Annotated in this window: 20 protein-coding genes and 7 tRNA genes; 10 read left to right on the top strand and 17 right to left on the bottom strand. The window is 43.1% G+C overall.

What is annotated here, in order from left to right; translation table 11 throughout:
- Window positions 1–25: 25 nt before the first annotated feature.
- From AB4307_RS05865 to lolB, 11 genes are all read right to left on the bottom strand, one after another.
- Window positions 26–100 (bottom strand) — tRNA-Gln (locus AB4307_RS05865).
- A 42-nt stretch (window positions 101–142) separates the two neighbouring features.
- Window positions 143–227, bottom strand: a tRNA-Leu gene (locus AB4307_RS05860).
- A gap of 72 nt (window positions 228–299) precedes the next feature.
- Window positions 300–376 (bottom strand) — tRNA-Met (locus AB4307_RS05855).
- A 77-nt stretch (window positions 377–453) separates the two neighbouring features.
- Window positions 454–528 (bottom strand) — tRNA-Gln (locus AB4307_RS05850).
- A 28-nt stretch (window positions 529–556) separates the two neighbouring features.
- Window positions 557–641, bottom strand: a tRNA-Leu gene (locus tag AB4307_RS05845).
- 65 nt (window positions 642–706) lie between these two features.
- Window positions 707–783, bottom strand: a tRNA-Met gene (locus AB4307_RS05840).
- A 280-nt stretch (window positions 784–1,063) separates the two neighbouring features.
- Window positions 1,064–2,155 carry a redox-regulated ATPase YchF gene (gene ychF / locus AB4307_RS05835; RefSeq protein WP_010439159.1) on the bottom strand — a complete coding sequence of 364 codons (1,092 nt, stop codon included), beginning with the start codon at window positions 2,153–2,155 and terminating at the stop codon, window positions 1,064–1,066.
- A 10-nt stretch (window positions 2,156–2,165) separates the two neighbouring features.
- On the bottom strand, window positions 2,166–2,756 hold the full coding sequence (pth, locus tag AB4307_RS05830) for an aminoacyl-tRNA hydrolase (RefSeq protein ID WP_004739815.1): 591 nt from the start codon (window positions 2,754–2,756) through the stop codon (window positions 2,166–2,168).
- Between the two features lie 223 nt (window positions 2,757–2,979).
- Entirely contained in the window at window positions 2,980–3,924 is a 945-nt protein-coding gene (locus tag AB4307_RS05825) for a ribose-phosphate pyrophosphokinase (RefSeq protein ID WP_004739814.1), read from the bottom strand.
- Between the two features lie 27 nt (window positions 3,925–3,951).
- Entirely contained in the window at window positions 3,952–4,827 is an 876-nt protein-coding gene (gene ispE / locus AB4307_RS05820; RefSeq protein WP_170930213.1) for a 4-(cytidine 5'-diphospho)-2-C-methyl-D-erythritol kinase, read from the bottom strand.
- Window positions 4,824–5,471, bottom strand: a complete 648-nt coding sequence (gene lolB, locus AB4307_RS05815; protein ID WP_372131397.1) for a lipoprotein insertase outer membrane protein LolB — start codon at window positions 5,469–5,471, stop codon at window positions 4,824–4,826. Before lolB ends, ispE begins: the two co-directional genes overlap by 4 nt.
- Before the next feature lie 160 nt (window positions 5,472–5,631).
- On the opposite strand from lolB, the gene hemA reads away from it, so the two are divergent.
- From hemA to ybaK, 8 genes are all read left to right on the top strand, one after another.
- On the top strand, window positions 5,632–6,891 hold the full coding sequence (gene hemA / locus AB4307_RS05810; protein ID WP_248337270.1) for a glutamyl-tRNA reductase: 1,260 nt from the start codon (window positions 5,632–5,634) through the stop codon (window positions 6,889–6,891).
- Window positions 6,892–6,919: 28 nt separating this feature from the next.
- The gene (prfA, locus tag AB4307_RS05805; RefSeq protein WP_019821589.1) at window positions 6,920–8,008 is read left to right on the top strand and encodes a peptide chain release factor 1; all 1,089 of its coding nucleotides are present in this window, start codon (window positions 6,920–6,922) and stop codon (window positions 8,006–8,008) included.
- A 5-nt stretch (window positions 8,009–8,013) separates the two neighbouring features.
- Window positions 8,014–8,874, top strand: a complete 861-nt coding sequence (gene prmC, locus AB4307_RS05800) for a peptide chain release factor N(5)-glutamine methyltransferase (RefSeq protein ID WP_057622856.1) — start codon at window positions 8,014–8,016, stop codon at window positions 8,872–8,874.
- Window positions 8,875–9,068: 194 nt separating this feature from the next.
- Window positions 9,069–9,452 (top strand): SirB2 family protein, encoded by a 384-nt coding sequence (locus AB4307_RS05795; protein WP_009848726.1) that lies wholly within the window; start codon window positions 9,069–9,071, stop codon window positions 9,450–9,452.
- A gap of 27 nt (window positions 9,453–9,479) precedes the next feature.
- On the top strand, window positions 9,480–10,289 hold the full coding sequence (locus AB4307_RS05790; protein ID WP_017064164.1) for a SirB1 family protein: 810 nt from the start codon (window positions 9,480–9,482) through the stop codon (window positions 10,287–10,289).
- Between the two features lie 22 nt (window positions 10,290–10,311).
- Window positions 10,312–11,166: a 3-deoxy-8-phosphooctulonate synthase gene (kdsA, locus tag AB4307_RS05785; RefSeq protein ID WP_017069619.1), complete on the top strand. Its 855-nt coding sequence runs from the start codon at window positions 10,312–10,314 to the stop codon at window positions 11,164–11,166.
- Window positions 11,167–11,619: 453 nt separating this feature from the next.
- Complete coding sequence (gene ushA / locus AB4307_RS05780; protein ID WP_017064163.1) at window positions 11,620–13,281, top strand: bifunctional UDP-sugar hydrolase/5'-nucleotidase UshA; 1,662 nt, start codon at window positions 11,620–11,622, stop codon at window positions 13,279–13,281.
- Window positions 13,282–13,399: 118 nt separating this feature from the next.
- The gene (gene ybaK, locus AB4307_RS05775) at window positions 13,400–13,873 is read left to right on the top strand and encodes a Cys-tRNA(Pro) deacylase (RefSeq protein WP_017069618.1); all 474 of its coding nucleotides are present in this window, start codon (window positions 13,400–13,402) and stop codon (window positions 13,871–13,873) included.
- A 106-nt stretch (window positions 13,874–13,979) separates the two neighbouring features.
- Here the strand turns inward: ybaK and rluF are convergent, their stop codons facing one another.
- From rluF to AB4307_RS05760, 3 genes are all read right to left on the bottom strand, one after another.
- Window positions 13,980–15,113 (bottom strand): 23S rRNA pseudouridine(2604) synthase RluF, encoded by a 1,134-nt coding sequence (gene rluF / locus AB4307_RS05770; protein WP_017064161.1) that lies wholly within the window; start codon window positions 15,111–15,113, stop codon window positions 13,980–13,982.
- A gap of 176 nt (window positions 15,114–15,289) precedes the next feature.
- Window positions 15,290–15,871 carry a DNA endonuclease SmrA gene (smrA, locus tag AB4307_RS05765; protein WP_017062320.1) on the bottom strand — a complete coding sequence of 194 codons (582 nt, stop codon included), beginning with the start codon at window positions 15,869–15,871 and terminating at the stop codon, window positions 15,290–15,292.
- A gap of 170 nt (window positions 15,872–16,041) precedes the next feature.
- On the bottom strand, window positions 16,042–16,182 hold the full coding sequence (locus AB4307_RS05760; RefSeq protein WP_017062321.1) for a DUF3149 domain-containing protein: 141 nt from the start codon (window positions 16,180–16,182) through the stop codon (window positions 16,042–16,044).
- 255 nt (window positions 16,183–16,437) lie between these two features.
- On the opposite strand from AB4307_RS05760, the gene AB4307_RS05755 reads away from it, so the two are divergent.
- Window positions 16,438–16,514: transfer RNA gene (locus AB4307_RS05755), tRNA-Pro, on the top strand.
- 102 nt (window positions 16,515–16,616) lie between these two features.
- On the opposite strand, the gene AB4307_RS05750 is transcribed toward AB4307_RS05755, so the two are convergent.
- From AB4307_RS05750 to AB4307_RS05740, 3 genes are all read right to left on the bottom strand, one after another.
- On the bottom strand, window positions 16,617–17,285 hold the full coding sequence (locus AB4307_RS05750) for a LuxR C-terminal-related transcriptional regulator (RefSeq protein WP_136974805.1): 669 nt from the start codon (window positions 17,283–17,285) through the stop codon (window positions 16,617–16,619).
- A 494-nt stretch (window positions 17,286–17,779) separates the two neighbouring features.
- Window positions 17,780–18,637: a curlin gene (locus tag AB4307_RS05745; RefSeq protein ID WP_136974804.1), complete on the bottom strand. Its 858-nt coding sequence runs from the start codon at window positions 18,635–18,637 to the stop codon at window positions 17,780–17,782.
- Window positions 18,638–18,722: 85 nt separating this feature from the next.
- Window positions 18,723–19,334, bottom strand: coding sequence for a hypothetical protein (locus AB4307_RS05740; protein ID WP_017064156.1), 612 nt, complete (start codon window positions 19,332–19,334; stop codon window positions 18,723–18,725).
- Window positions 19,335–19,647: 313 nt separating this feature from the next.
- Between AB4307_RS05740 and AB4307_RS05735 the strand changes: the two genes are divergently transcribed.
- The gene (locus AB4307_RS05735) at window positions 19,648–20,124 is read left to right on the top strand and encodes a curli production assembly/transport protein CsgE (RefSeq protein WP_017066860.1); all 477 of its coding nucleotides are present in this window, start codon (window positions 19,648–19,650) and stop codon (window positions 20,122–20,124) included.
- The last annotated feature ends 4 nt before the right edge of the window (window positions 20,125–20,128 follow it).

Raw genomic sequence — 20,128 nt, 5'->3', positions numbered from 1 at the left:
GTGATTCAATATAACGTTGTAATAGTGGCTGGGCTACCTGGATTCGAACCAGGGAATGCCGGCATCAAAAGCCGGTGCCTTACCGCTTGGCGATAGCCCAACAATGAATGGTCATCTAATGAAAGAAACACATTCTAAATAATGGTGCGGTCGGAGAGACTTGAACTCTCACACCTCTCGGCGCCAGAACCTAAATCTGGTGCGTCTACCAATTCCGCCACGACCGCAGCAAATCTTTGTAGTCATACTGAATATTGGTGATTCAATATAACGTTGTCTTTTCTTTCTCGAAGAAAGAATGGTGGCTACTGCGGGATTTGAACCTGCGACCCCATCATTATGAGTGATGTGCTCTAACCAACTGAGCTAAGTAGCCATCTGAGAGCGAGACAATATAATATAATCTTGCTTTCAATGCCATTATCTTTTTAAAGATAATTACACTTTAAATTGTGGCTGGGCTACCTGGATTCGAACCAGGGAATGCCGGCATCAAAAGCCGGTGCCTTACCGCTTGGCGATAGCCCAACAATGATATCTTAAAGACATCTCAATATGGTGCGGTCGGAGAGACTTGAACTCTCACACCTCTCGGCGCCAGAACCTAAATCTGGTGCGTCTACCAATTCCGCCACGACCGCGTTATTTCCTAAAAACTCTTTGTTACTAAAGACAAACTTTAATATCAAATAGAGTGCTTAGGAAATGGTGGCTACTGCGGGATTTGAACCTGCGACCCCATCATTATGAGTGATGTGCTCTAACCAACTGAGCTAAGTAGCCATTTCCATATTGTTGCTCATTTCGAAACGTTGCCGCTTCGCTGTGAACGGGGCGCATTATGCGGAGTTGAGTGAAACCCGTCAACTTTTTTTTTGAATAAATCGCGAATAAACATCTGTTCGGTTTCTTTTTAGGCAAAGAGGCGTATTTGTCGACAAAAAACAGGTCTAAAAGGCGATATATATAGGAAGTTAAGTTTCTGGTGAGGGACAATTTAGAAAGGGGAAAAACAAAAAGGCCAGTGAATTCACTGGCCTTTTTTCTAGATGTTTAATCAGAATTATACATTGAAGCGGAAGTGAACAACGTCACCATCTTTAACGATGTATTCTTTACCTTCAAGGCGCCATTTACCTGCGTCTTTCGCACCGCTCTCACCGTTAAATTCGATGAAGTGATCGAATCCAACAACTTCAGCACGGATGAAACCTTTCTCGAAGTCTGTGTGGATCTTACCCGCTGCTTGTGGCGCAGTTGCACCTACAGGGATTGTCCAAGCACGAACTTCTTTAACACCAGCTGTGAAGTAAGTCTGAAGAGTCAGTAGTTCGTAACCAGAGCGGATCACTCGGTTAAGACCTGGTTCTTCGATACCCATATCCGCAAGGAACTCTTCGCGATCTTCGTCATCAAGCTCAGAAAGCTCTGATTCGATTGCTGCACAAACAGCAACAACAACGTTGTTTTCGTTTTCTGCGTATTCACGAACAGCGTCTAGGTATGGGTTATTTTCAAAACCATCTTCTGCAACGTTTGCGATGTACATTGTTGGCTTAAGTGTTAGGAAGTTTAGGTAGCCGATTGCTGCCGCTTCTTCTTTGCCAAGTTCAACAGTACGCGCCATACCACCTTCAGTTAGAACTGGAAGTAGCTTTTCTAGTACAGTGATTTCGAATTTAGCGTCTTTGTCGCCGCCTTTTGCTTTCTTCGCGTTACGTTGAATTGCACGCTCACAGCTGTCTAAGTCAGCCAATGCAAGTTCAAGGTTGATCACTTCGATATCTTCGATTGGAGATACTTTGCCAGCAACGTGAACAATGTTTTCATTTTCAAAGCAGCGTACAACGTGACCGATAGCGTCAGTTTCACGGATGTTAGCTAGGAATTTGTTACCAAGACCTTCACCTTTAGATGCGCCAGCTACTAGGCCCGCGATATCTACGAATTCCATTGTCGTTGGAAGGATCTTCTGTGGATTAACAATTTTTGCTAATGCATCTAAGCGTAGATCTGGAACCGGAACGATACCTGTGTTTGGTTCGATCGTACAAAATGGAAAGTTTGCTGCTTCGATGCCTGCTTTAGTCAGTGCGTTAAACAGAGTTGACTTACCAACGTTTGGTAGACCAACGATGCCACATTTAAAACCCATGATATAAACCTTATTCTGCTTTGAACGTATGTAAGCGATTTTGTGCTTTTGGTAGGCCATCTTTTAATAAGATGTCTAGGCTGCGAACCGATTCGTCAACGACGGCCTCGATACACTCTTGCTCTTTTTGAGGAGCTTTGCCTAATACATAACCTGCAACTTTATCTTTGTGTCCTGGATGGCCAATGCCTAATCTAAGACGATAGAATTCTTTATTGTTACCCTGTTTGCTGATGATGTCTTTCAGACCATTATGTCCACCATGACCACCACCTTTTTTAAACTTTCCAATACCAGGAGGCAGATCTAACTCATCGTGAGCGACCATGATCTCTTCTGGTTTAATTTGGTAGAACTTTGCTAAGGCTGCAACTGCTTTGCCTGACAAGTTCATAAAAGTCGTTGGGATCAGCAAACGAAGATCTTCACCGTGAACCATGATACGACCCGTTAGGCCAAAGAACTTTGGTTCGTTCTTTAGTGTCACGTTATGTACACGCGCTAATTCTTCAACTACCCAAGCACCCGCATTGTGGCGAGTTTTGGCGTATTCTGGACCTGGATTAGCCAGTCCAACGAGAAGTTTTATTTGTTGGCTCAAGGTATGGATCTCTCTTGGGATTTCAAAAAGCGCCGTATGATATCACAGTTTATGAAAAAGGTGCGAGCTAGCTGATAGCTGCGCGATTATTCCTGTTTGTGATAACTAGCAGTGCAATATTACTCAGACATAAAAAAAGCACTTCATTGACTGAAGTGCTTAATATCTTTCTCTCGCGTGTTTCTAAAACCAAGCTTTTGTAAAAAAAGCTATTGGGCTTTGATTAGTTGAACATCGCTGAGATTGATTCTTCGTTGCTGATACGACGAATCGCTTCAGCAAGCATGCGAGAAAGGCTAAGTGTTGTCACTTTACCAGTCGCAGCCATCTCTGGAGATAGAGAGATAGAATCCGTTACGATAACTTGGTCTAGAACAGAGTTCTTGATGTTGTTCGCAGCAGTACCAGAGAAAACAGCGTGAGTTGCGTAAGCGAATACACGCTTAGCACCGCGCTCTTTAAGCGCTTCAGCTGCTTTACATAGTGTGCCACCCGTATCGATCATGTCATCAACGATAACACAGTCACGGCCTTCAACATCACCGATTAGGTTCATTACTTCAGAAACGTTAGCACGTGGACGACGCTTATCAACGATAGCGATGTCAACATCACCTAGCGCTTTAGCCGTTGCACGAGCACGTACAACACCACCAAGGTCTGGAGAAACCACTACTGGGTTTTCTAGGCCACGGTTAGCCATGTCTTCTAGAAGAACTGGAGTGCCGAAGATGTTATCAACAGGTACATCGAAGAAGCCTTGGATTTGCTCTGCGTGTAGGTCGATAGTAAGAACGCGGTCAACGCCAACGTTAGAAAGGAAGTCTGCAACAACTTTTGCAGTAATTGGCACACGAGCAGAACGTACACGACGATCTTGACGAGCATAACCGAAGTAAGGGATTACAGCAGTAATACGGCCAGCAGAAGCACGGCGCATTGCGTCAATCATTACCACCAATTCCATAAGGTTGTCATTGGTTGGTGCACAAGTTGATTGAATCAGGAATACATCGCTACCACGAACGTTTTCATTGATTTGAACAGCGACTTCGCCATCAGAAAAACGGTCTACAGTAGCATCGCCAAGAGAGATGTATAGACGATCAGCAATACGTTGGGCTAGTTCAGGTGTTGCGTTACCAGCAAATAGCTTCATATCAGGCACGGTGGAAACCTCGGGTTGCGTCCAGTTTTAAATAGATTGTGGGTGGGCTGATTGGTATTCAGCCAGAGTTTCTTTTAAAGGAGAAATGTTTCTTCCTTTCGCTACGAAAGCGGAAACTGTGTCAGGCAGTTGTTCTCGCACCAATTCGGCTTCTTTTTTGCTGTTAAATTCAGCAAAAACGCACGAACCTGTGCCAGTCAATCTCGACGGCGCGTATTGTAGCAGCCATGAAAGTTGCTTATCAACCTCTGGGTACAGCATTCGCACAATTTTTTCGCAATCGTTTACGTATTCTTGCTCTAGAAGCGTTGATAGCGCTCGCTTTGGCGTGTTTCGAGTTAATTCTGAATGTGTGAATATGTCTACAGTTGCTATGCTCACTTGAGGCTTGACCACAAGATACCATTTTTCATCCGGATTAGCCGGCTGTAGCTGTTCTCCAACCCCTTCAGCAAAGGCGGCGTGGCCTCGAACGAAGACAGGAACGTCAGCACCAAGCTTCAAACCGATCTCGGCGAGTTGATCGTCTGACAGGTTGAGTTGCCATAAATAATTCAGAGCGACCAATACGGTTGCTGCATTTGAAGAGCCTCCGCCAATACCGCCACCCATGGGCAGTACTTTCTTGAGTTCAATATCGGCACCGAAAGAGGTTGAGGTATATTGCTGTAGCGCAGTCGCGGCTTTCCAGATCAGGTTGTCTTCAAGTGCTACCCCAGGAATTTCTGGTGTGATTGTTATCGAGCTAGTTTCTGAGTTTACGGTAACCGTCAGTTCATCACCAAAATCGACAAACTGAAATAAGGTTTGAAGTTCGTGATAGCCATTGTCACGTCGACCTGTGATGTAGAGAAATAAATTCAGTTTAGCCGGAGAAGGCCAATGGGTTGGCGTTGTTATCATTTTTTCAGTGTCCACTTCGAAACTACAATGTTGATTTTGTTATCGTCTTGCTTGAATGACAATCGAGTAGGGAGTGGGATTGTCTCTACCTTAGTGTTGTCTTCATCCGATAGTTGCTTATTCGGCATCTCTGTATTGCGATAGTTAGCAAAACTCAGTGTCCATAGTTGGTTGCTGACTTGTTTGGTGAGAGATTCAAGCGTGTTGGTGGTGTTCAATTGGTAGCTATCGGCTTGGTCTGGAATGCCAAGGAACCATTGTGGTAGATGATCAATAGGGATCTGTAAGCCTGTCAGCTGCTCAACCAAGACTGAAGCACTCGCATGAGTAAATACTTGGTCATCATAGGTCACGACTTTTGCACCCGATGGATCTATGGTTAGATTCAATGCAGTTTGACCGAGAAAAGTCGTAAGCCTTAATTGACTTTGATTTGGTGAATGCTTCCAAATGAAATTTAGGCTTTGGCGTTGCTCTGGGGAAATGTAAGCGAGCTTGCCTGAGGCTTGATAGTTGTCTATCTGTAAAAGCCGATCTTGATGACTTTGCCATTCAACGCTGGTTGGTTGTTCTGGGATAGACGAGCAACCCACCATAATTATGGCCATAAAAATAAGAGACGTGATTTTGAGAAGCTTGCTCATATTTGCTCACAACTTGTTCAAATTTATCTAAAAAACGCTTCAACTATAGCATTGAATTCACGAAGTCAGGAAAACAAATCCCGCTTGCTCTTTAAATAGAGCCATGCATCAAGTAAAATTCGCCCCTTGTTTCCATTCCCTGATCGAGAACTTCTGATACATGTCTTTGCTTGCCGTAGGTATCAATCACAATACAGCGTCGGTTGAATTGCGAGAAAAAGTCGCTTTTGGTCCAGATAAATTATCTGAGGCACTCAAGCAACTTAACGCAAATGCACACGTAAATGGAAGTGTCATACTTTCTACCTGTAATCGAACTGAATTGTATTGTGACGTCAAAGGCGTGGCAAAAAACAAGCTCATCGATTGGTTGTCAGTTTTCCATCAAGTGAGCCCTGAAGAGCTAAAACCGAGCATTTATATCCATGAAGAGCAGGCGGCGATTAAACATCTAATGCGCGTAGCCTGTGGCTTGGACTCTTTGGTATTGGGTGAACCACAGATCTTAGGTCAGGTGAAGCAAGCTTATACAGACTCGCGAGAGAACAAATCTGTTGATGCTTCAATGGAAAAGCTGTTCCAGAAATCATTCTCTGTCGCGAAGCGTGTTCGAACTGAAACAGAGATCGGCGGAAGCGCGGTTTCGGTTGCTTACGCAGCTTGTACGTTAGCCAAGCACATCTTTGAGTCGATTGCCGATTCAACCGTGTTATTGGTGGGGGCGGGTGAAACCATTGAGTTGGTGGCTAAGCATCTTTCAGCGAATGGCTGTACCAAGATGATTGTGGCTAACCGAACTCGTGAACGTGCTTTAGGGTTGGCTGAAGAGTTTGGTGCTGAAGTGATCAGCCTCAATGAGATCCCTGATCATCTGCATCGAGCGGATATCGTGATCAGCTCAACCGCAAGTCCGTTACCTATCATTGGTAAAGGCATGGTTGAAACCGCACTGAAAACAAGAAAACATCAACCTATGTTGTTGGTTGATATTGCGGTTCCGCGTGATGTGGAATCTCAGGTTGGTGAATTGAATGACGCCTACCTTTATTCAGTGGATGATCTGCAGTCGATTGTTGATGGCAACATTGAACAACGCAAAGTGGAAGCGATTCAAGCGGAAGCAATCGTTAGCGAAGAAAGTGCGGCATTCATGAGTTGGATGCGTTCACTGCAAGCTGTAGACAGTATTCGTGACTACCGTAAATCGGCCAACGAAATCCGAGAAGAATTATTAAGTAAGAGTTTACAATCACTTGCCGCTGGCGGTGACCCTGAAAAAGTCTTACTTGAGCTAAGTAATAAGCTCACAAACAAATTGATCCATGCTCCAACGCGCGCACTTCAAAGTGCAGCTGAGCAAGGAGAACCTGCAAAATTAATGGTCATTAGACAGAGTTTGGGCTTAGAAAACCCTCAATAATATTAGACCTCCAACAGAATAAGACATTATGAAAGCCTCGATTCTAGTAAAGCTTGAAACACTTGTTGAACGCTATGAAGAAGTTCAACATCTACTTGGTGATCCAGATGTAATCGGGAATCAAGACAAATTCCGTGCACTTTCTAAAGAGTACTCTCAACTAGAAGAAGTAACGGCTTGCTTCCAGTCATACCAGCAAGCTCAAGAAGATTTAGAAGCTGCTGAAGAGATGGCGAACGAAGATGACGCTGAAATGCGTGAAATGGCTCAAGACGAAATCAAAGACGCAAAAGCGGCGATTGAACGTTTGACTGATGAGCTACAGATTCTTCTGATTCCAAAAGATCCAAACGATGAGCGCAACTGTTTCCTTGAAATCCGTGCAGGCGCGGGTGGTGATGAAGCGGGTATCTTCGCGGGCAACCTGTTCCGTATGTACTCTAAATTTGCTGAGAAGAAAGGTTGGCGCGTTGAAATCATGAGCAGCAATGCTTCTGAACAAGGCGGCTACAAAGAGATGATCGCTAAGGTAAGCGGCGATGCTGTTTACGGCACCATGAAGTTTGAGTCGGGCGGTCACCGTGTACAACGTGTACCTGAAACTGAATCTCAAGGCCGTGTTCACACGTCTGCATGTACAGTTGCCGTTATGCCTGAGATCCCAGAAGCTGATCTGCCTGAAATCAAAGCAGGCGATCTTAAAATTGATACTTTCCGTGCATCAGGCGCGGGTGGTCAGCACGTTAACACCACGGATTCAGCAATCCGTATTACTCACTTACCAACGGGTACAGTAGTAGAGTGTCAGGACGAGCGTTCTCAGCATAAAAACAAAGCGAAAGCGATGGCTGTTCTTGCTGCTCGTATTGTTCAAGCAGAAGAAGAGCGCCGCGCGGCAGCGGTTTCTGATACACGTCGTAACCTATTAGGTTCTGGTGACCGTAGTGACCGTATTCGTACGTACAACTACCCACAAGGTCGTGTTTCGGATCACCGTATCAACCTTACTATCTACCGTCTTAACGAAGTGCTTGAAGGTGACATGCAAAGCTTGCTTGATCCTGTACTTCAAGAGCACCAAGCCGATCAGCTTGCTGCACTTGCAGAGAACAACTAACCTGTATGCAGTCAGCATATACGGTTGAAAGTGCTTTAAAAGCAGCAATCGTAAAGCTTCAAGAGGGTGATAACACATCACCCTCTATTGATGCCGCGGTACTGCTTTGTCACGCCTTAGATAAACCAAGATCTTACCTACTGACTTGGCCTGAGAAGCATCTCACCTCAGAGCAAGAGTCTGAATTCAATGCCCTTCTAAAACGTCGCTTAACTGGTGAGCCTGTGGCTTATATTATCGGTGAGCGTGAGTTTTGGTCACTGCCGTTAAAAGTTTCTCCTTCTACCTTAATTCCGCGCCCAGATACTGAGCGTTTGGTTGAGGTGGCTTTGGATAAAACGTACGGCAAGCAAGGTGCGATTCTAGATTTAGGGACAGGTACAGGTGCTATCGCGTTAGCATTGGCGTCAGAGATGCCGAACCGACAGGTAACGGGTATTGATCTTCGCCCTGAAGCGCAGCAGCTTGCGACAGAAAATGCGAAGCGCTTAAACATCACCAACGCTACGTTTTTACATGGCAGTTGGTTTGAGCCTTTGAGCTCTGAAGAAACTGTGAAGTTCTCTCTGATTGTCTCTAACCCGCCATACATTGAGAAGAATGATCCTCATTTGTCTCAAGGCGATGTTCGTTTTGAGCCGATCACAGCACTGGTTGCTGAAGAGAAAGGGCTTGCAGATATTCGATACATTTCTGAAAACGCACGTGGCTTTTTGGAAAATGAAGGTTGGTTAGCATTTGAACACGGCTATGACCAAGGTTTGGCAGTTCGTGAGATTATGCAGGCGCTCGGTTATCTCGATGTTGTCACAGAGAAAGATTACGGTGGTAATGACCGAGTGACATTGGGTCGTTACTGTTCATAGTTAGTGATTGTTAATCGTCTTGTGAGCAATGGATGATGAACTTGCTAAATTGATACCTTTAACTCGACAATACATTTAACCCGATAATGCATTTAACGCAGAAATACAGAGATTTTATGCAGAACTACAGGGCATTAACGGGTATTGTGAGGCTCGTGTTAACGAAAGCACATATAAAAATATAAAGGAATACCATGTACGAAGGTCTAAAACATTTTCACCTATTAACGATTGCGATAAGCGCGCTACTTCTTTCGATTCGTTTCGCTCTTATGATGGCTAACTCACCTAAGCTTAAGCATCCTTTCTTGCAGCGTTTCCCTCATATCAATGACTCGTTGCTATTGCTATCGGGTATTGGTTTGATTTTCATCACTGGCTTTATTCCATTTACACCAGCAGCACCATGGTTAACCGAAAAACTAACTTGTGTTATGGCTTACATCGCATTAGGTTTCTTTGCGCTTAAGCTAGGTAAAAACAAGCTACTGAGAGTATTCTCTTTCTTTGGTGCGCTAGGCTGGTTAGCGATGGCAGGCAAAATCGCAATGACCAAGACACCAACATTTTTCGGTTAATTATCTCCTTATTTCGGTTAACTATCTATGTACGAATTTTTTGATGAAGACTTTGACCAGCTAGAATTAGCTGAAGGTGCATTGATCTTAAATAAAGCGATTAACCCAGAAACTCAAGACAGTTGGGCAGAGCAAGAGCTGGCGAGATTGTTAAAAGACGCCGAGTTTGCTTTGGTTAATGAAACCGATGAACAGCAGAAGTTTGAATCTTTTATTCGACTATTCTTTTATGAATGGGGTTTTGCTGGCGATAAAGATGCGTATTTCTCTTCGGAAAACGCGTTCATCGATAAAGTGCTTGAGAGAAAGAAAGGCATTCCAGTGAGTCTGGGGGCGATCTTTCTTTTTCTAGGTCGCAAGCTAGGCTTTCCTGTAGAGGGCGTCTCTTTCCCGACTCAATTCTTACTTAAAGTAAGTTGGTACGGGCAAGCTGCAGCCTATATTAACCCTTATAACGGTGAGTATGTTGGCGAACAAACGCTGCGAGCATGGTTAATTGGCCATGATGGCCCATTAGCTAAGGTGAAACCTGAGCACTTAGAAGTCGCCGACCACCCAACAATTATTGGTAAGTGGTTAGCCCTGCTCAAGAGTGCACTGCTGCGAGAAGAGCGTTATACACTTGCATTGAAGTGTACTGACCTTGCTTTGACGTTTGTACCTGATGACCCATATGAAATCCGTGACCGCGGTTTTATCTATCAGCAGCTAGACTGTCACCAAGTAGCCGCAACCGATTATCAATACTTTATCGACCAATGCCCAGATGACCCGGCATCTGAGTTACTGAAATCTCAAGTGAACGTCATGAACGAAAAGACAGTGGTTGTTCACTAATTAATAATTATTTAGAGAGAATATGATGGAACAGAAAACAGTTCATATTGGCGATATGCCAATTGCTAACGACAAGCCATTTACGCTATTTGCAGGCATGAACGTTCTTGAATCTCGCGATCTTGCTATGCAGATCTGTGAGCACTATGTAAAAGTAACCGAGAAGCTGGGCATCCCTTACGTATTTAAGGCGTCTTTTGATAAAGCGAACCGCAGCTCAGTTCATTCATACCGTGGTCCAGGAATGGAAGAAGGTCTCAAAATCTTCCAAGAGCTGAAAGATACTTTCGGCGTGAAGATCATTACTGATATCCACACAGAAGCTCAAGCTCAGCCTGTTGCGGATGTGGTTGATGTAATCCAACTACCTGCATTCCTAGCTCGTCAAACTGATCTTGTTGAAGCAATGGCTAAGACTGGCGCAGTAATCAACGTGAAGAAGCCTCAGTTCATGAGCCCGAATCAAGTTGGCAACATCGTTGATAAGTTCGCTGAGTGCGGTAATGACAACATCATCCTTTGTGAGCGTGGCGCTTGCATGGGTTACGATAACCTTGTTGTGGATATGCTTGGCTTTGGCGTAATGAAGAAGTCTTCAAACGGTAGCCCAATCATCTTCGACGTGACGCACTCTCTACAAATGCGTGACCCATCAGGTGCTGCATCTGGCGGTCGTCGTGAGCAAACGGTTGAACTTGCTAAAGCGGGTCTTGCTACGGGTATTGCGGGTCTGTTCATTGAAGCTCACCCAAACCCAGACCAAGCTCGTTGTGATGGCCCATCTGCGCTACCTCTAGACAAACTAGAGCCGTTCTTGAAGCAGATGAAAGCACTTGATGACCTTATCAAAGGCTTTGAGCATATTGATATTAAATAATTGAGATGGATGTGAAGTAACGGAAACGTTATTTAACAAAGTTGATCTAAGAAAGCCCAGTTCTCTGAATTGGGCTTTTTTTATCTCGTAAAATCAGCCGAACATAAACCGTTCATTTAAAGAGTTGTTAACGTGGCGGGTTATTACCTAAGAAACTCTTATATGAGTGTGAGGTCAGTCCTGTTTGCAGTAAATTACTGATATTCATCACACTTTGTAAGTAAACGATTGCTTGTGATGCAGGGGAAGTTTGAGTGTAATCTCTTAATTTTGTTACACTTAACTGTTGACCTATGCGTGACCAATTCGACATAAATATGAAATCGTCGTGTTACATCTAGAATGTTAATTTAAGATTAGTCATGTTGAAGTCTTATTGTTCGAACTCCAGGAAAGGGGTCGCAATAGATTATAAAAAGCAGTGGATTCCCTAAAAAGTTCAAAGGTATGACAATGAAGCAACGCCTTATTCTAAAGACAGCACTAAGTGCTGCAATTCTAGCTACTCTAGCTGGGTGTGCGTCTCAATCAGCTCATGATTGGAACCAAGACGAAACTTACAAGCTAACGATTCTTCACACAAACGATAACCATGGTCGTTTCTGGCAGAATAAATATGGCGAATACGGCATGTCTGCACGTAAAACGCTAGTTGACCAACTTCGTTCAGAAGTTGAAGCAGAAGGCGGTAGCGTGTTGCTTCTATCTGGCGGTGACATCAACACGGGTGTTCCAGAGTCAGACCTTCAGGACGCAGAACCTGATTTTAAAGGTATGAACAAAATTGGTTACGATGCCATGGCATTGGGTAACCACGAGTTTGATAACTCTTTAGACGTATTACAAAAGCAGATCGACTGGGCTAACTTCCCAATGCTATCTGCAAACATCTACGATAAAGCGACAGGTGAACGTAAGTTCCAAGCTTACGAGATGTTCGAAAAGCAAGGCATCAAGATTGCGGTTATTGGTTTAACAACTGAAGATACCCAAAAGATTGGTAACCCTGAATTTATCGCAGGCATCGACTTCCGTGATCCTAAAGAAGAAGCGAAGAAGCTAATCGCTGAACTTAAAGAAACAGAAAAACCGGATCTAATCTTTGCTGTGACTCATATGGGTCACTACGAAAATGGCCAACGTGGTGTTAATGCTCCGGGTGATGTCGCACTTGCTCGTTACCTAAACGAAGGCGATCTAGACATGATCGTTGGTGGTCACTCTCAAGAGCCTGTATGTATGGAAGGCCCTAACGTTGCGAAGAAAAACTTCAAGCCGGGTGATGAGTGTAAGCCTGACGTACAGAACGGTACTTACATCGTTCAAGCTCATGAGTGGGGCAAGTACGTAGGTCGTGCTGATTACGAATTCCGTAATGGCGAGCTAGAGATGGTGAGCTACGACCTGATTCCAGTTAACCTTAAGAAGAAAGTTAAGATCGACGGTAAGAAGCAACGTGTTCTTATTCAAGATGAAATCGCACAAGACCCAGAGCTACTTGAATTCCTACGTCCTTTCCAAGAGCAAGGTCAAGCACAGCTAGAAGTTCAAATCGCTGAGACAAATGGCAAGCTTGAAGGTGACCGTAACGTGGTTCGTTTCCAACAGACTAACCTAGGTCGTTTGATTGCGACTTCTCATATGGAACGTGCAAAAGCAGACTTCGCTGTGATGAACTCTGGTGGTGTTCGTGACTCAATTGAAGCAGGTAATGTTACTTACAAAGATGTACTGAAGGTACAGCCTTTTGCAAACATCCTGACTTACACAGACATGACGGGTAAAGAAGTTCTGGATTACCTAAATGTAGTGGCGACTAAACCAATCGATTCTGGTGCTTACGCTCAGTTTGCTGGTATCTCTATGACAGTAGCGAACGGTGAAGTATCGAATGTATTCATCGGTGGCAAACAGCTTCGTCTAGACGAAACTTACCGTTTCACAGTACCAAGCTTTAACGCTGCTGGTGGTGACGGTTACCCTAAACTGTCTGATCACCCAGGTTACGTAAATACTGGTTTTGTTGATGCTGAAGTACTGAAAGAGTACCTAGAAGCAAACAGTCCGGTTGACGTGAACAAGTACGCGCCTTCAGGCCAAATGGTTTACAAGTAATTGAATCCAAGCAATTGTATCAATAGGTGCTAAATTAGATTGACTCTAGCACCATGATAAATTTAACTAAAGCGACGCCTCGGCGTCGCTTTTTGTTTATCTATCGTTTGGATTTGTTATGACCCCAGCAATCAATCTCGCCAAGAAAAAGAAAATCGCTCATAGCGTGCATCAGTACCATCATGATGCCAATAATACGAACTATGGTTTAGAAGCCGTTGAAGCGCTTGGTCAAGATCCCAAACGTGTATTCAAAACGCTGTTGTTCTGCTTGAATGGTGTGGCGAAAGATTTGGCGGTTGCCGTTATTCCTGTCGACCAGAAGCTAAATCTAAAGCTTGCCGCTAAAGCAGCGAAAGGCAAAAAAGCAGAGATGGCCGATCCTGAGATTGCTCAGAAAACCACGGGCTATGTTGTTGGTGGCATTAGTCCGCTTGGACAGAAGAAAGCACTGCCTACCTTCGTTCATTCCAGTGCGACAGATTTTGAAACGATATGTGTGAGTGCAGGTAAGCGTGGGCTAGAGATTGAATTAGACCCAAAAGACTTAACACTTCTGACTCGCGGCCAGTTTGCTGATTTATGTTTATAGATTGTCGTCGTCATGATGATAAAACTATCGAATGACCAACAAAAACGCCCGCTAGACTAATCTAGCGGGCGTTTTTATATCGAGAGTCTCGTCTTACTGATTCAGACTACTTCTTCAGACCTAAAGTACCACCAACACGCTTTGGTGCAGGTTTGTTCGGTCTGTTTGAATCTTGGCTGCGGTTTGCCGGCTTCCCGCTTCTACGATCGGTATTATCGCGATCTGTGCGATTGCGATCCGAACGATTTCTATCTGAATTAGAACGCTCTGAACGAGAGTTCGATTTCCAGTTCTCGGTATTACCACCGCTTTCACCATTCGATGAATTGCGGCCACGCTTTGAATTAGGTGCATGACGGAATTCATCCGCATTGTTACCGCGGTAGGTGCGTGTACGGTTCTCGTTTTGATTACGGCGCGCTGTTGAAGCTTGGTTCTCTTCACGGCTATCAAAAAGTTTCGCGTCAGTCGCTTTGCGAATGCGTTGACCTTTCGCGTTCATTTTTGACGCATCTTCCGTACTTACTGAGCCTTCACACATCGCTAAAATTTCAGTGATCTCTTCGTCGCTCAGGTAGCGCCATTTGCCGTTAGGAATACCGTCTAGTGAGATATTCATAATACGAACACGACGCAGTTTAAATACTTCATAACCGAGCGCTTCACACATACGGCGAATTTGGCGGTTAAGGCCTTGTGTTAGCGTAATTCGGAATGAGAACTTAGTCTCTTTCTCTACTTTACATGGCAAAGTGACTGTATCGAGAATGTGAACGCCAGCGCCCATTTGCTTCAAGAATTCCGTCGTAATCGGCTTATCTACACGCACCACGTATTCTTTCTCGTGGTTGTTACCTGCACGTAGGATCTTGTTTACGATGTCGCCGTCATTGGTTAGGAAGATAAGGCCATCAGAAGGCTTATCTAGACGACCAATCGGGAAAATGCGCTTGTGGTGGCCAATAAAGTCGACGATGTTGCCAGGAATATCACGCTCAGTCGTACAGGTGATACCTGTTGGTTTATTGAGAGCAATGTAAATCGGCTTCTCTTTTGAGCGAACAGGCTTATTGTCGATCTCAACATCATCACCTGGCAAGACTTTAGTACCCATTTCAGGGATCTTACCGTTAATAGTAACTCGGCCTGCATCAATCAGTTTATCGGCTTCGCGGCGTGAGCAAAAACCAGTTTCACTGATGTATTTATTAAGGCGTTTAGCTTGGGATTCTTGTGACATGATATTCTCTTAGCGTTTCACAACGGAAATGTAGATAAACAAAAAGCAACCTTTGGATAGTTGCTTTGAGTTGAAATTCGTTAACTGAGGTAATTTTAGCACTTGGTGTGAGTCTAGGCACGAAATATCGATCTTGATGCAAAATCGTTACTAGTCCATTTATCTATCTCAACCTATTAACTGGTGCGTTTTTGATGGCGCTCTCTGTTCTCTAGCTTTTTCTCATTACTCTTTCTGAGCATTACGTAGACTGCGCCCGTACCACCATGAAATTGCTGAGCAGAATGAACACATTGAACGTCGTTGATTTGTGTTAGCCAATTTGCCACGTAGCTTTTCATCATTGCAGGTGGATTCGAACGCTCACCCTTACCATGAACAATGATGACGGTACGAACATCCATTCTTAAACACTGACGCAAAAATGAAAGCACTTCGTTACGTGCGTCTTTCAGTGTTTTCCTATGAAGGTCGAGCTTGGCTTGAATAGGGTATTTTCCTAGGCGCAGCTTTTTGTATACGCCTTCTTGTACACCGTCTTTTTTATAAGCAACAACATCGTCTGGCTTGATCATTGGCGAATAGTCTAATGATAAATAGTCTTTCTCGTCGTCAGACAGCCACATAGCGGCTTCACGCTTAGCAAGGTGAGATTCGGTGACTCGGTGTACTTTCTGGTGTTCAGCGGTGTCATGGTCGATACGTTTAACATCGCCCATCATTTCTTGGAATAGATCTAAGTCATCATCATGAGACATAGTGTGTATCTCAAGTTGGAGAAGGATAGGGTAAGTATACCTAAGTTGAGGTTAGGTTTAAAAATGAAAAAACCGGAGAAGACAATAAGTCTGCTCCGGTGCAAAGCGTTTTGACATTTACTTATAAAGTAAAAGAATACTTAAAAGTAAATGATTTAGGCAGAGCGATTCTAGTGAGGAGATTTTTCAGTCATAACTTTGTATATGAAGAAGCCTCCATAAAACATCATGAGACCCAGAGCCCCGAAGATTACTATCATTGAAGATAGTCCCACCGCATTACCAAATAGGAGATCTAGCCAAAAGTCCATGTGTATACCTCAAAGTTATATGACATGGCTTAGTGTATTAACAAGCATTATCAATTCACTGATCTGGATCAATCCTGTTTCATAAGTTAAATACTTGTTGGTAACTGTGTGTTTTTCGTCACATCATGCTCGTTGTTGTATGTCTTTTGTTCGAACGATTCAAAATCGCAATAAATATGAGAAAAAGCCCTTGCGGATAAATTCAGAACCCGTATTATACGCTCCATCGACAGGCAATGAGCCAGTTAGATATCTCGGTGAATAGCGCAGCTTGGTAGCGCATCTGGTTTGGGACCAGAGGGTCGGGGGTTCGAATCCCTCTTCACCGACCACATTAAAGAAAGCCGTAGCAGAGATGCTACGGCTTTTTTGTATTTGGGATTTCTACATTCTAACTGCATTGACTGTTTATGGTTGAGGGCAGAGAGTTAGGTCTATTGGACAAACTCATTTGTCGCAACGTTGTTCTTAACCCAGATCAAAGCTTGTAAGCGATTCTTCACCTTGATCTTTTTGAATGTATTGTGAAGGTGTGCTTTAACTGTATTCTCACTGACATAGAGTGTGTCCGCAATTTGCGTGTTAGATGCGCCATCACCGAGTAGTTTGATGATCTGCTGTTCGCGTTTGGTCAGCTTGAGGTAATGAGGGCTGGTTTTGGCGCATTGTCTGTCTCTATAAAAACGGATGTATTTATAGATCAGCTTTCTGCTCATCCACATCTCGCCTTGCAAAATGCAGTTAAAGCCGGCCACGAGCTTTTCAAGGGTGTCCGACGTATAAAAAATGCCGACAAGATACTGCCATTTAAGCATTTCAGAGTGCGGGAAATCGCCTGGTGTATTGAGTAGCACTTCATGGACATCACTTGCTACGTCATCTCTGAGCTCCTGGTATTTCTCAATGTATTGCTTACTCATTGTCGGGAAATCAATAATAATCAGAACTAAGTCATCGTTTTTTAGGGATTTAGCACTGAGCCTTTCCGGTGATATGAGTTTTATGTTCAGGTTAACTTTCTGTTCTATAGACTCTTTTAGTAGTATCGATTGTAAATTGTTCTCCGCAAGTAAAATGGCGTTATAAGCCTCCAGCTTAGCCATGTGGAACTCCTTTTCTTAACTCATTACTTGAACTTTAGGTGTTTTAGTTTAAAGCACGTATTGTTATTTTGCTAATTTTTAAAGCTAATTATTCATCAAATTTATAAAATTAATTTAATAGTATTGTCGAAGGTAAAATAATACTTAAGTAGAAAGAGGGAATTACCGAGATTTATGGTTTTATTTTATTGATTGTACAGTCTTTATGAATTTTCCAGATCCCCTTGTTTGGGTGAAGTTTTATAGTGGCAGGAAACTGATTTATATTAATAATCAACGTTGTAATACCACTATTCGTATTCTGGTTGAAATTAGAGTTGGTGTTCGTACTCAACGTTAATGAAGATGCCACACTGTTATTTATGGTCAGAATAAGACTTTTATTTTTTATCAGGCACTGTACTGAATTTAAATCAGAAGAAAATCCATTAAAATGGAAAGAAATAAATAAAACGGCGATCAACGCCGTTTTAATATATGCACTCTTTATCATATTAATTCTGATAAATTATACCGACATTACCATTTGCGCCATTACCTGAAACGAGAGCAGTATCATAAGAGGTTTGTTCAATCATAAATTGGTTTGAACTGCTGTTTGTTAAGCTAACAATGGCATCTGAATGAGATCCTGTTTGTAACGTGAATACTCGGTTATCGCTACTGCTCACGAGATCGATATCGACATAGTTATCGTCGCCACCACCAACATCGGTGTTGACTATCGTTTGAACATAGTTATTATCGCCGCTGATATCGATGTCTACATCATTATTATCAACACTCGCGTTACTAAACTCGGTATAGGTTGTATTGGAGTTACCAGAGACATTCACATCAGCTTCATTGTAGTCAGCACCACCTAGAGCATTGACGACAGAGATGTTCTCGTTACCCACTTGTGTAACTCGTAAATCATTGCTTCGACCATAAGGTTGAACTGTAATTTGGGCTTGGTTACTAACACCATCTTGATCAACCCAGGCGTTGTTGTTTACATAGCGTAACTTAACGTGAGCTTCATTGAGATTGCCATCTTGTTGAACCACTACGTCAGAGTTATAGCTAGCATGTGTGTCAACTAGTGCAACATGCCCATCAGTAACACCAGACGTGTTCTGGTTAATGGTGACATTGGCATTATCGCCACTACCCATTTGCCAAACGGCAGTATTATCCATCGCTAAAGGTTGAATACCGGCTACTGTCGATGATATGCCAAGATCGGTTGTTCCTTCTATTGTCCCCAACGCTGGCTCAGAGGCTGGAAAAGGAGCAGGTAAATTATCTGCGTATGCTGCATTAAAGCCCAGAATAGCACCGACTATAATTCCAATTTGTGTAACTTTCATAAGTTGTATCCTTATACATTTCCATGTCGACTATGTTGTTACTTCATCGAGAAGCAACGGTGAATCAAGCTTTCCATACTGCGCGCTAATTGGCTTGATTGATGTGAATTCTCATTGAGCTAGACGCTTTCACTAAAGCAAAGTCGTTGCCGTCTTGAGAAATTCCTAAATTACTTCTTCCAGAACCAACCAAATAAGCAGTATTGCCATTGCCTTTTTGGTCAATGCTCAGCTGACTACTCTGTCTTGAGAAGTTAGCTTGTCCGATAACTGCTAAATTGTTATTCCCGTCTTGGGAAATAAGCGCTTCAGAATTTACTCCGAGTTGCCCAATTGCGGCATCGTTATTTGAACCATTCTGGTCTATTAAGGCGGTATTATTGCGCCCTGTTTGACCAATGTATGCGGAGTTAGAACTTCCGCTTTGCGTTATCTTCGCTCTGTTGTTCGCGGTAATACCAGGACTGCGTTGCTTTATTATTGCTATTGAATCAGTAGCATTAGATATATTTAATTCTGAATAATTATCTAAATCTCCAGAAGAGAAGCTTTCTAAATAATTATAATCATTGACTATATCTTGATTAACATTATGTAAAAAATCCCCTTCTATATCTGACGCGATAGCATTATTAAAACCTCCTGATAAAAAATATAAACAAGTTAAGCTGATAAGTGATGCTTTCCCAATTACCATCATCTTTACCTTAAAGTGTTCGTGATTATGATCCCTACGAAAATAAACTGCGTAGGGAATGAGTGAACCTTTGTCTTATCGAAATCCTAGGCCTTGAATTTACGAACAGCTATAAACTTAAAGTTGAAAATATTTAGTTGTTCATATGAAATTTAATTAGTATTTGACCGAATCCTACCAACCTTAGTTAATCAATTCCCTTCAGTAATTAATTCGAAAGTTTATATATGCCACTGTAAGCATGAATTACGCTTTATTCAGTTTCAACGAATCACATTCTCATTTTGTAAATAGACTTTGAATGGGAGCACATATGAAAATCAAGCTGCTTACAATAACTCTGCTTTCCTTTGCTCTTCATGCAGAAGAAAAGAGTCATGGTCTTGAAAATGCTGCTCCTTTAGAAAATGGACAAAAACTTGAGGACTCGACAAATAATCTTAAGGAAAAATTCAATGACTTCAGTGAAGTCGATGGAATCATTGTGGACAGAACCATTACGCGGTTGGGAGAGGATTTCTATTTTTTCTTCTCGCAATCGCTCAATGATAGTTATCCCGACCTTAAGGAAAATTTGACGGTAAAAGAAAGGCCAACGGCGTTATCAGGAAGCATCATAGAGGTTCAACACTCTAGAAAACCGATCTTCCGTACGGCGTTGTCCCCTGGTCGTAGACAAGCGAAAGAACGAGCTGCCGATGCCACTCGAGTTGTAGGGAATTACATTATCAGATGGCAAGCAGAGAGACTCTTTCAGGACACTTACGATCTAGACCATGATGAATTTTAAGGAG

It is taken from the genome of Vibrio sp. 10N.261.52.C2 (assembly GCF_041471425.1).
Taxonomy (GTDB): Bacteria; Pseudomonadota; Gammaproteobacteria; order Enterobacterales; family Vibrionaceae; genus Vibrio; species Vibrio crassostreae_C.
The sequence above is the reverse complement of the archived record's forward strand: the minus strand, read 5'-3'. Positions and strand labels throughout refer to the sequence as shown.

What these genes read in the sequence shown, in the direction of transcription:
- ushA (WP_017064163.1), top strand. Translation starts at nt 11,620, where the DNA reads ATGAAGCAACGCCTTATTCTAAAGACAGCACTAAGTGCTGCAATTCTA.
- AB4307_RS05740 (WP_017064156.1), bottom strand. Translation starts at nt 19,334, where the DNA reads ATGGTAATTGGGAAAGCATCACTTATCAGCTTAACTTGTTTATATTTT.
- prmC (WP_057622856.1), top strand. Translation starts at nt 8,014, where the DNA reads ATGCAGTCAGCATATACGGTTGAAAGTGCTTTAAAAGCAGCAATCGTA.
- ybaK (WP_017069618.1), top strand. Translation starts at nt 13,400, where the DNA reads ATGACCCCAGCAATCAATCTCGCCAAGAAAAAGAAAATCGCTCATAGC.
- prfA (WP_019821589.1), top strand. Translation starts at nt 6,920, where the DNA reads ATGAAAGCCTCGATTCTAGTAAAGCTTGAAACACTTGTTGAACGCTAT.
- smrA (WP_017062320.1), bottom strand. Translation starts at nt 15,871, where the DNA reads ATGTCTCATGATGATGACTTAGATCTATTCCAAGAAATGATGGGCGAT.
- AB4307_RS05745 (WP_136974804.1), bottom strand. Translation starts at nt 18,637, where the DNA reads ATGAAAGTTACACAAATTGGAATTATAGTCGGTGCTATTCTGGGCTTT.
- AB4307_RS05790 (WP_017064164.1), top strand. Translation starts at nt 9,480, where the DNA reads ATGTACGAATTTTTTGATGAAGACTTTGACCAGCTAGAATTAGCTGAA.
- hemA (WP_248337270.1), top strand. Translation starts at nt 5,632, where the DNA reads ATGTCTTTGCTTGCCGTAGGTATCAATCACAATACAGCGTCGGTTGAA.
- lolB (WP_372131397.1), bottom strand. Translation starts at nt 5,471, where the DNA reads ATGAGCAAGCTTCTCAAAATCACGTCTCTTATTTTTATGGCCATAATT.
- AB4307_RS05750 (WP_136974805.1), bottom strand. Translation starts at nt 17,285, where the DNA reads ATGGCTAAGCTGGAGGCTTATAACGCCATTTTACTTGCGGAGAACAAT.
- AB4307_RS05795 (WP_009848726.1), top strand. Translation starts at nt 9,069, where the DNA reads ATGTACGAAGGTCTAAAACATTTTCACCTATTAACGATTGCGATAAGC.
- AB4307_RS05760 (WP_017062321.1), bottom strand. Translation starts at nt 16,182, where the DNA reads ATGGACTTTTGGCTAGATCTCCTATTTGGTAATGCGGTGGGACTATCT.
- rluF (WP_017064161.1), bottom strand. Translation starts at nt 15,113, where the DNA reads ATGTCACAAGAATCCCAAGCTAAACGCCTTAATAAATACATCAGTGAA.
- ispE (WP_170930213.1), bottom strand. Translation starts at nt 4,827, where the DNA reads ATGATAACAACGCCAACCCATTGGCCTTCTCCGGCTAAACTGAATTTA.
- AB4307_RS05735 (WP_017066860.1), top strand. Translation starts at nt 19,648, where the DNA reads ATGAAAATCAAGCTGCTTACAATAACTCTGCTTTCCTTTGCTCTTCAT.
- ychF (WP_010439159.1), bottom strand. Translation starts at nt 2,155, where the DNA reads ATGGGTTTTAAATGTGGCATCGTTGGTCTACCAAACGTTGGTAAGTCA.
- kdsA (WP_017069619.1), top strand. Translation starts at nt 10,312, where the DNA reads ATGATGGAACAGAAAACAGTTCATATTGGCGATATGCCAATTGCTAAC.